The sequence below is a fragment of the Collimonas sp. GW821-FHT02H07 genome, from assembly GCF_059421505.1.
In genome coordinates this window covers 1-7,778 of the sequence record NZ_JBWKVC010000037.1, presented here as the reverse complement: position 1 = coordinate 7,778, position 7,778 = coordinate 1, and the positions used below count along the sequence as shown (strand labels likewise).

Annotated in this window: 8 protein-coding genes and 1 pseudogene; all 9 read left to right on the top strand. The window is 57.8% G+C overall.

What is annotated here, in order from left to right; genetic code table 11:
* The first annotated feature begins 106 nt into the window (after nt 1-106).
* Nucleotides 107-1,543, top strand: coding sequence for a hypothetical protein (locus tag AC07V8_RS25635; RefSeq protein WP_494681172.1), 1,437 nt, complete (start codon nt 107-109; stop codon nt 1,541-1,543).
* Nucleotides 1,543-2,187 (top strand): hypothetical protein, encoded by a 645-nt coding sequence (locus AC07V8_RS25630; RefSeq protein WP_494681173.1) that lies wholly within the window; start codon nt 1,543-1,545, stop codon nt 2,185-2,187. The genes AC07V8_RS25635 and AC07V8_RS25630 overlap by 1 nt, the downstream gene beginning before the upstream one ends.
* Nucleotides 2,188-2,203: 16 nt before the next feature.
* Complete coding sequence (locus AC07V8_RS25625; protein ID WP_494681174.1) at nt 2,204-3,031, top strand: hypothetical protein; 828 nt, start codon at nt 2,204-2,206, stop codon at nt 3,029-3,031.
* A gap of 8 nt (nt 3,032-3,039) precedes the next feature.
* Nucleotides 3,040-3,822 (top strand): hypothetical protein, encoded by a 783-nt coding sequence (locus tag AC07V8_RS25620; RefSeq protein ID WP_494681175.1) that lies wholly within the window; start codon nt 3,040-3,042, stop codon nt 3,820-3,822.
* Complete coding sequence (locus AC07V8_RS25615) at nt 3,819-4,286, top strand: hypothetical protein (protein WP_494681176.1); 468 nt, start codon at nt 3,819-3,821, stop codon at nt 4,284-4,286. The genes AC07V8_RS25620 and AC07V8_RS25615 overlap by 4 nt, the downstream gene beginning before the upstream one ends.
* 73 nt (nt 4,287-4,359) lie before the next feature.
* Entirely contained in the window at nt 4,360-6,339 is a 1,980-nt protein-coding gene (locus AC07V8_RS25610; RefSeq protein ID WP_494681177.1) for a hypothetical protein, read from the top strand.
* Nucleotides 6,339-6,944 carry a tail fiber assembly protein gene (locus tag AC07V8_RS25605; RefSeq protein WP_494681178.1) on the top strand — a complete coding sequence of 202 codons (606 nt, stop codon included), beginning with the start codon at nt 6,339-6,341 and terminating at the stop codon, nt 6,942-6,944. The genes AC07V8_RS25610 and AC07V8_RS25605 overlap by 1 nt, the downstream gene beginning before the upstream one ends.
* A complete protein-coding gene (locus tag AC07V8_RS25600) occupies nt 6,941-7,240 on the top strand; it encodes a hypothetical protein (RefSeq protein ID WP_098493306.1) in 300 nt (99 codons plus the stop codon). Before AC07V8_RS25605 ends, AC07V8_RS25600 begins: the two co-directional genes overlap by 4 nt.
* Nucleotides 7,240-7,778 (top strand): annotated as a pseudogene (locus AC07V8_RS25595) (hypothetical protein); the annotation flags it as partial. The gene AC07V8_RS25600 and the pseudogene AC07V8_RS25595, both read left to right, overlap by 1 nt.

Here is a 7,778-nt window from a genome sequence, read left to right as displayed (position 1 = left end):
GAGGCGATGCCGGCTGGCGCCGTGAATGTCTTCTACGTCGATGCGCTGCCGGATCGCCGTGAACTGATTGTCGACGTGGCTGGCTGGCAGGAGCGCGTGAGCTGACATGGCTTATTCCAAGGAAGATTTTGATCGGGTAATCGTCAATTCCGTCTCGCAGTTCCCTGAGCTGGCGGCGTTGTACCAGGTGGGCGATCCGCGACTGTTGCAGGCGCAGTCCGCAATCGCCCAGATGATGGCGATGATGTCGCAGCAGATCGAGCTCGGCGCGATGGAACCCTTCGATAAGGTACGGGATTCGACGGTGCTGGCCGATGCCGCGCTGAAGGGGCTGATGCCGATGGCGACACCGGCGCGTGTGAAGGTCAAAGTTGAGAATCCTACCAATGCTGAGTTTGCCATTGGCGCCGGTCGCGGCCTGCTCGATTCGAGCGGCCGCATGTACGTTGCCGATTCGCCGGTAACGGTGCCCGCCGGCGGCGTGGGGCATGCTGAATTGGTGCAAAAGCAGGTGCGCGCCATCGCGCATACCGTGACCGTCTCGCAGCCGTTCTATAAGATTGAGGTGCCGCAGCCTAGCGACGGGCGCTTTGTCAGTGGGATCTCCGTCGCCGACGCGGCTGGCACACCGTATACATACAGTGTGGAATTTACGAATGTGGCCAACGGCGACAAGGTATTCCATGTCGAATGCGACGAATACCGGCGCTTGTTCGTCGTGTTTGGCTATGCCGGTTATGTGGGTTATCAACCCAGCGTCGGCGAGGTGCTGACCCTGACCGTGTATGAGACGACCGGGGATGTGCGTCCGGACGCCGGTAGCCCCTTCGCCCTGGATTATGCGATAGCACCGCAAGACGGCCTGATCAAGATCACGATGGACTCGCTGCTGATTCCGGGCGCCGCACCTATCGATATCGCGACGCTGCGGGAGCTCTGCAAATATCCGTCAGCCTATGACCAGACAGCGGTGTACCTGGGGGAGTTTGATTTCCTGGTTCGCCGCAATATCGCCGGGCTGAAATTTCTCTCGATCTGGAACGAAACGATTGAAGAGTTGGTGCGCGGGCCGAGTCTGGACAATATCAACCGGCTGTTCGTCTCCTTTGTGCCGCCCGATGGTGCTACGCGCGAATCGATCGAGCAAGAGATTGTGCGCGTGATCAAGGCCGCTGATGACTCCTATCGCATCGTGTTCATCACGCCGGCCATGCTTGCTATCGGCATGACCATCGTCGCCGAGGTGGCGCGCATTCACGACGCCGTTGCCGTCAAAAAGCAGATTCTGGATGTCTTGCTCCAGGAATACGGCGAGAAGGCGGTGCCAATCCGCGCCGGCATGCTGGTGGTGAAATACAAGGCGATCTATGCGCTGCTGAAGAACAACGTCCAGGCGCTCCAGGACTCGGGGAGTGACTTTTCCGTGACGATCACGCCGATGCAGGGCAAGCAGCTGCCTGAACATTTCCGCTACATGACCCCAGAAAGCCTGAATGTCTCCGTGACGCTGGCTAACTACAATCTCGGCTCCTGGGGGCAGTAATGGCCGTCGACAGCAGAATCCCCTCGCTTGCGCCGCTCCAGCACAGTCACGACGCCAACGCGCTGGAAGCGGAACTGAAGCAGCTGGTGCTGTTCCTGTTCGAGACCCATTTGCGGGACGCCGAGCGCGAACTGAACGTCTATGGCGTGCCGCACCTGGGTTCCTTGCCCTTGATCGAGAGGCACGTCAAACGGGAGGGATTGGCGCTGATTCGTACCGAAGAGCCGGCCATGCGCTATCTCTATAAAGCCTGGCGCGCGCGCAATCCCAAGCGCGGGCTGCATTTCCTGCGCATGTATCTGCAACTGCTCTGGCCGAATGGCTGGATCGTGGAGCAGCTTTGGCAGGATAAGAGCAAGCCCTATCCGACGGCCCTGAGCAGCGCCAGCAGCATTGGCAGCGCAGATCCGAGCGCCACGCATTATTTGACCAGCCGGATCCGGGTGTCGATCGATGATGAGGGAGAAATGGGAATGAACATTCCGATGGTAGCACCCGCGTTGCGCGCGGTGATCGCCGCCAAGTACGTGCTGCAGCTATCGCTGCTGAAGCGCTTTGAGAACGAAATCGGTCTTTTTAACGGCGCCATGGCGCAGCAATTTTATCGGGCTGAAGGCGAAATGATACTGCCTTCGCAACACTAGAACAGGAGAGGGCAGGATGCGAACAGGTGTAATTCAGTACAACCTCAATGATCGCGGTCGCGAGCTGACGGGGAAGCCGCGGCATTTTAATATCGACAAGGTGGCCGCCTTTATCAATGGCGCCAGGACACAGGAGCGTATTCAAAAGCGCGATATGTTCGGCTATTACGGCCATTGGCCGCGCGTCAAATTTGGCATGATGCCACCGGAAGGTGGGATTTATCAGGGAAAATTAGTGAAACTAGAGCCGGCGATCTCGACCATTCATTTAAAGGCCTTCCCAGACGGCACGATCGAGCATGAGGAAGAATTCCTGGCGACGGATGCCGGCCGTACCGCGCAAAAGATGTTCGAGAGTAAAAAGGGCGGCTTCTCCTCGGCGCTGAGCGAGGTCGAAGGGCGCTTCTTTGGCTTCGATTACGTCAATGAGCCCAACTTCGATGACAACCGCGGCTATGTGCTGGATGCGGCAAGCGCAGATGACGGGGTGATTCTGGACGATGCTGTCATTGCCGACTACAACCAGAATTTGCACGGCATGCTGGCATTGCTGGATAGCGCCCAGGCTAGCCTCGGGGATGCGCGGGCAGATCATGAGCGCGCGCTGACGGTGATTGCCAGGCTGGAGGAAGAAAACGAGCAATACCTCACCATGCTGGCCGGTAGGCAGTTCTCGCTGGATTCGGCGGGATCGCTCCCTATGATGGTCAGCAAGGCCGGGTTAAATGCGATGTGCGAGAATGCCGCTGAATTTAAACGGGCGATCTTGCCTAGTATCGTTGTACCGGATCAGCCAGCGGGGCGCTGCGTCGACAACCTGGTCAATCGTCTGCTGCGGCGCTGAGGGATCCCATGCTTGAATTGAAAGAAGCTTTTGGCCGCTACATGGGACGCCATTACGCCTCGCTCACGCCAACCACCAGGGCGATGAAGTCGTTTGTCGAACGCGGGATCAGTAAAAGCATCGTCTGGGCGCCTGACCGGATGATCGACCAGGTGCAGGACATGCTAGCCGCCTGGCGCAAGAACGATAACGACGGCGGGCCGGGCAGCAGTGCGCATCTGCCGGTCATGATTGTGGCAACCGGCAAGGATTACTCGCCGGTGCTGGGGGATTTTTCGCGCCAGGTGCCGGAGCCGGCTTGGGTGACGCTGCCAGGCGATCCGCACAATCGGATATTTCAGCTACGGCAGATGCAGGGTGAACGTCGCGCGCAGATCGTCATTTGCGCCGCCGAGGATGAGACCGCGCGCAGTATGGCCGCCCAATTTACCTTGTTTATCGCGGCGGTTGTCAATCGCCGGTTTGATGCGACGTACCGCTTTGCCGGCATCGATCACCATTGGCCGGTGATGCTGGAGGCGACTGACGTTCCAGCCATGAATATCGACTCTGGACAGAAGAACCTGACGATCTTGGCGATCGATCTGACGCTGAAAGAGACGATTCCCTTGTTCTCAGGACCGAAGGCGGGGGAACAGAACGACGGGAAGGGTGATGGCAGCGCCGATAATCCGCATGGCTATCCGGCGATAGGGCAGGTGGTCTCGCACGACCTGGTGCAGAACGTCCATAGTCATGTCGTTGATGGTGCGCCAGACATACTGTGGCATCAAGGCGTGTCAGCGCGATGAAAATCCAAGCCTCTATTTCCGGCTACGGCATGGCGCCCGCGACCGTATATTCCTTCTATGAGGCGGAATCCGATATTTTGCTGGTCAGCAAAGAGACGGCCTTTCGCACCGATCGCTTCAGCGATGCCATTTTGATCGGTGGCGTCGGCCTGGCCGAGCGGGACAGTCTGTTTACTGATCTCGACTTCATGGATGCGATTGAAGAGTTTTTCATCCGGGCTAACGGTAAGACGCTGATGATTGACGATAAGGCGGCGCGCTGTGATCCACGCCAGAAGCTGGAACCAGATGGCATGAGCGACTTTGGCAGACGCCTGTATCGGGTGTCGCCGGACATCACGTGCGGGCAGGTGGCGGTGCTGGCGACCGCGCTATATGTCAAGAAGGCATTGGGAATTGGCAGTGCGATGGCGATGCAGGACTGGTTTCTCGACGCCGGCCAGGACGGGTTCGTCACGATCTAAATGGAAAACCCCGCCAATTGCAGGGGACGGCGTAGCAGAAAATAGCTGCAATATTTCAGCTACGGCGGCCAGCATGACCGCTCTCCATTCGATGAGCTCCCAAATCAAGACCCAACCAAGAACGATTAGCCCGACTCTCACCGGGGCCGGCGTGATGGCCGCGATCAATGTCCCCAAAACAGGGATTGAGGTGGCCGTTACCCATATTGCTTTCGGTACGGGTAAATACAAGCCGAATGGCGCCGAAACTGGCTTGCAGCATGAAATGATGCGTGTGGCGATTGCCGGCGGCGGCAAGGTGTCGCCAACCCAAATCCAAGTCCATGCCGAAGCGATCGCGCCCGTTGGCTCGCCATTTTGGTGCGGTGAAATTGGCTTTTATGCTGGCGACACCGTGTTCGCTGTCTACAGCAAGTCCGATCAGCCCATCCTGTATTTTGCAGATGATAGCGTGACCACCGTCTCTTACACGCTGGGCTTGACGGCGCTGCCGGCCGATTCAGTGACGGTACTGGTGGATCCGAACGTCAATACGGCGATCCAGCTCATCGGCGCCCACGAGACCGCCGGCGATCCGCATCCGCAGTATTTGACCAAGCCGCGCGGGGATGCGATCTACGTCAAAAAGACGGGTGATGCCATGGGACCGCTTTCGGTGGCCGCTGGAAAACCTGATTCGATGTATACCGCGTTCGCGCTCGAAATTCGCGAGGCTACACGAGCCACCGACACCAAGGGCAGAGACATTAGTTACGCCCCCAAAATGGTGTTCCATTGGGGCGGTGTCTGCGTGTCTCAGCTCCGACTGACTGCTGACAATGTTTTAGAAGTGGTTGCAGGCGACGGTGCGTCATACGGCGCATTGCAGGTTGGCAGTATCAATGCCACGTCAGTGATGACCGTCGGTGACCGGTCTGTGTGGCATCAAGGTAACTTTGAGCCGAACAGCAAGCAGAATACCATCGGCTATGTCCCGGCCAGGGCAGCGGCCACCAGTAGCTACGGCATCGGTGTGGATATTTCCGATCGTGATAGAACAGTCTTTCCCAAAGACCGCGATCTGGGCCTGTACCCTGACTTCGCCAGCAACAGCGCGGACGGCCTCAATGACGGCGGCATTACCCATGGCCGGATGACGTTCCGTCAGTATGGCGATGGCACCGACTTTTCTGGCGGCCCAGCGCACCAGCTCGGCTTTTCCGTCAACGGCAATCTTTGGTATCGCAATGGGACCGGCGTCACCTGGAACGGCTGGAACAAATTCTGGCACTCCGGGAATTTCGATCCAGCATCCAAACAAAACAAGCTTGACTACACACCAGTTCGGCAAGGCGGTGGCATCGGTCAATACACCAATCTGGTGCAAATTGGCTGGGCGGCTGGTGATGGCCTCAAGGCCACCGTCGACGTCACCGACCAGGGTTATTTTGTGTTTGGTGACCGGCCCATGCGCATGCGCTGGGTGGGCCAACCTGGTCAGCCGCCGTGGGTATTGGGTGGCAGCAGCCCGGGCGATATATGCGTCTTCAATCCGGCTGAATTCAGCGTCAAAAACGCCACCAATGCCAGTGGCGCACAAAACGCTGAGAACATCAGCAACGGCAACAGCTATATGCGACTCCAGTGGTCCGACCCCGGAGGCCAGACCCTTTACGTATGGGGTAGTGATGGGCCAACCACAGCGCGTCTGTCCGTCGTCGGCAATCTCAGCGTCGGCAATGCGCGCACCTGGAGCGGCTTTCCGTTGCGCTTTGCAGAAAATCCTGGCGTCCAACCCTATTACGTTCTGGGTATTGAGGCCGGTCACAGCGAGTTTTCTATCTATCACCGTACATCGATGGCTGTCGGTTCCTGCGTATCCGCCATGTATGCCAATCAGCTTTCCGGCCAAGGCTTGCAGCATGGAGGTATCGGCGGTTACATATTAAACAAAAGAAAAGATGGTACCGGCCTTCCTGGCATCTGGGAACAGCGCGGCCAGGTGTATGACTACGGGGCGGGTGCGGTGGAAGGCAATGAATCGAGTTCAGTTCTATGGCAAAGGGTAGCGTAATGACAGCGAAGACAAACAAAGAAATGGCGAAGATGGATGTTAATGCCATTGAAGAGAAAACGAATACGCCTGTATTCGATCTACCGGATCTACCGCCCCCCGTATTGACTACCCCGCAGCCTGCGCCGGCCTTGGTGCCGTCCAAGTTGCCGGAACCGGTAGATCCGTTTGCCTATTCCGACATCAAAGATGTTGTTCGCATGCCCAATGGCTTTCAGTGCTCGGTCAAGTTTAATGCTTGGGACGACTATCGAACCTTCCTGGCGTGCGCAGATGATATTGAAGCCCATGGACGCGCGATCCATGCCGAATGCAAGTCAGGTAAGCGCGGTCCAATACCAGATTACTTGCCGACCCATGCTGAGTTGCTGGATGCGGCGCAAGCACGTATAGCGCGCGAACTGCGCCGCGCCAATAGCGAGGTGACGAAATATCAGGATCGCGTCGACGTGGACGAGGCTAGTGACGCGGATGTCGCTCAGGTGAAAGCCTGGAAGAAATATAGGGTGAATCTGAATCGCGTCCCAGAGCAAGCGCATTTCCCGCATCCCATCGTCTGGCCGGTTGCACCTGACGACGTCAGCACAGCATTGGTTGCAGCATGAGCGCCAACAAGAACACAGCATCAACCGCGATATTTTATCGCCAGGTGCGGGACTTCGTGGAAAAGACGCCAGTATGGGGTATGGCGATTCGCTACCAGTCGAAGCCAGACGAGCGCTTTGATATGACCTTGATCTCCCGGCGCGTCTATGGGCGCCCGGACGAGTTCCTGGTGGTGATGGCGGCGGCCGGCTTGGATTCTGTCGAACAGGAATTGCCGGAGCAATTGCTGGTGCTGCCGACCGAGTCTCAGTTGTTGACACTGAAAACCAGCGCACGCTTTGGGAGTTTTGGCTAATGGCGACAATCAACAGTGCAAAACTAGCTGCAGTGCTGGGCATTCGTGGTTCAGCGAAGGCAGCGGATCAGCTCCGAAAGGCCGATGCTGAGCGTCGTGCCAAGGCCGTCAATCTCCTCCGTCCGCATGAGGTCAAAGGGGAATACAGCGCTGAGCGCCTGTTGCTGACCTCCTTGGGCGGCGAGGTTCGCCTGATTACCAACGATGACCTGGTCGTGTTCAGGAAGAATGCCAAGACGCTGGGCAGTAAGCTTAAGCCTGGGCTGACGGCACAGCAAATTATCAACCTGTCGTTGCCGGAAGACCGGGAGCGGGCCAATGAGCAGATCAGGATGGCTGTGCCGGCGGGAACGAACAGGGGGGATATTCGGTTTGTGACGGACGCGTCCGCTGACTCGGATGTGACCCGGCACTATGTGGCGGTGGAGATCATGAATTTCGATGCGGCGGTGGCGTCGCCGACCGATCCCAAGGCGCTGGCGAAATGGCTGGTCAAGGACAGCCCCTTGAAGTTTGAATGCGACTGCGGCCGTTTTAC

Coding starts and splice junctions, on each gene's coding strand:
- AC07V8_RS25635 (WP_494681172.1), top strand. CDS start 107: ATGGCTTATTCCAAGGAAGATTTTGATCGGGTAATCGTCAATTCCGTC.
- AC07V8_RS25630 (WP_494681173.1), top strand. CDS start 1,543: ATGGCCGTCGACAGCAGAATCCCCTCGCTTGCGCCGCTCCAGCACAGT.
- AC07V8_RS25625 (WP_494681174.1), top strand. CDS start 2,204: ATGCGAACAGGTGTAATTCAGTACAACCTCAATGATCGCGGTCGCGAG.
- AC07V8_RS25620 (WP_494681175.1), top strand. CDS start 3,040: ATGCTTGAATTGAAAGAAGCTTTTGGCCGCTACATGGGACGCCATTAC.
- AC07V8_RS25615 (WP_494681176.1), top strand. CDS start 3,819: ATGAAAATCCAAGCCTCTATTTCCGGCTACGGCATGGCGCCCGCGACC.
- AC07V8_RS25610 (WP_494681177.1), top strand. CDS start 4,360: ATGACCGCTCTCCATTCGATGAGCTCCCAAATCAAGACCCAACCAAGA.
- AC07V8_RS25605 (WP_494681178.1), top strand. CDS start 6,339: ATGACAGCGAAGACAAACAAAGAAATGGCGAAGATGGATGTTAATGCC.
- AC07V8_RS25600 (WP_098493306.1), top strand. CDS start 6,941: ATGAGCGCCAACAAGAACACAGCATCAACCGCGATATTTTATCGCCAG.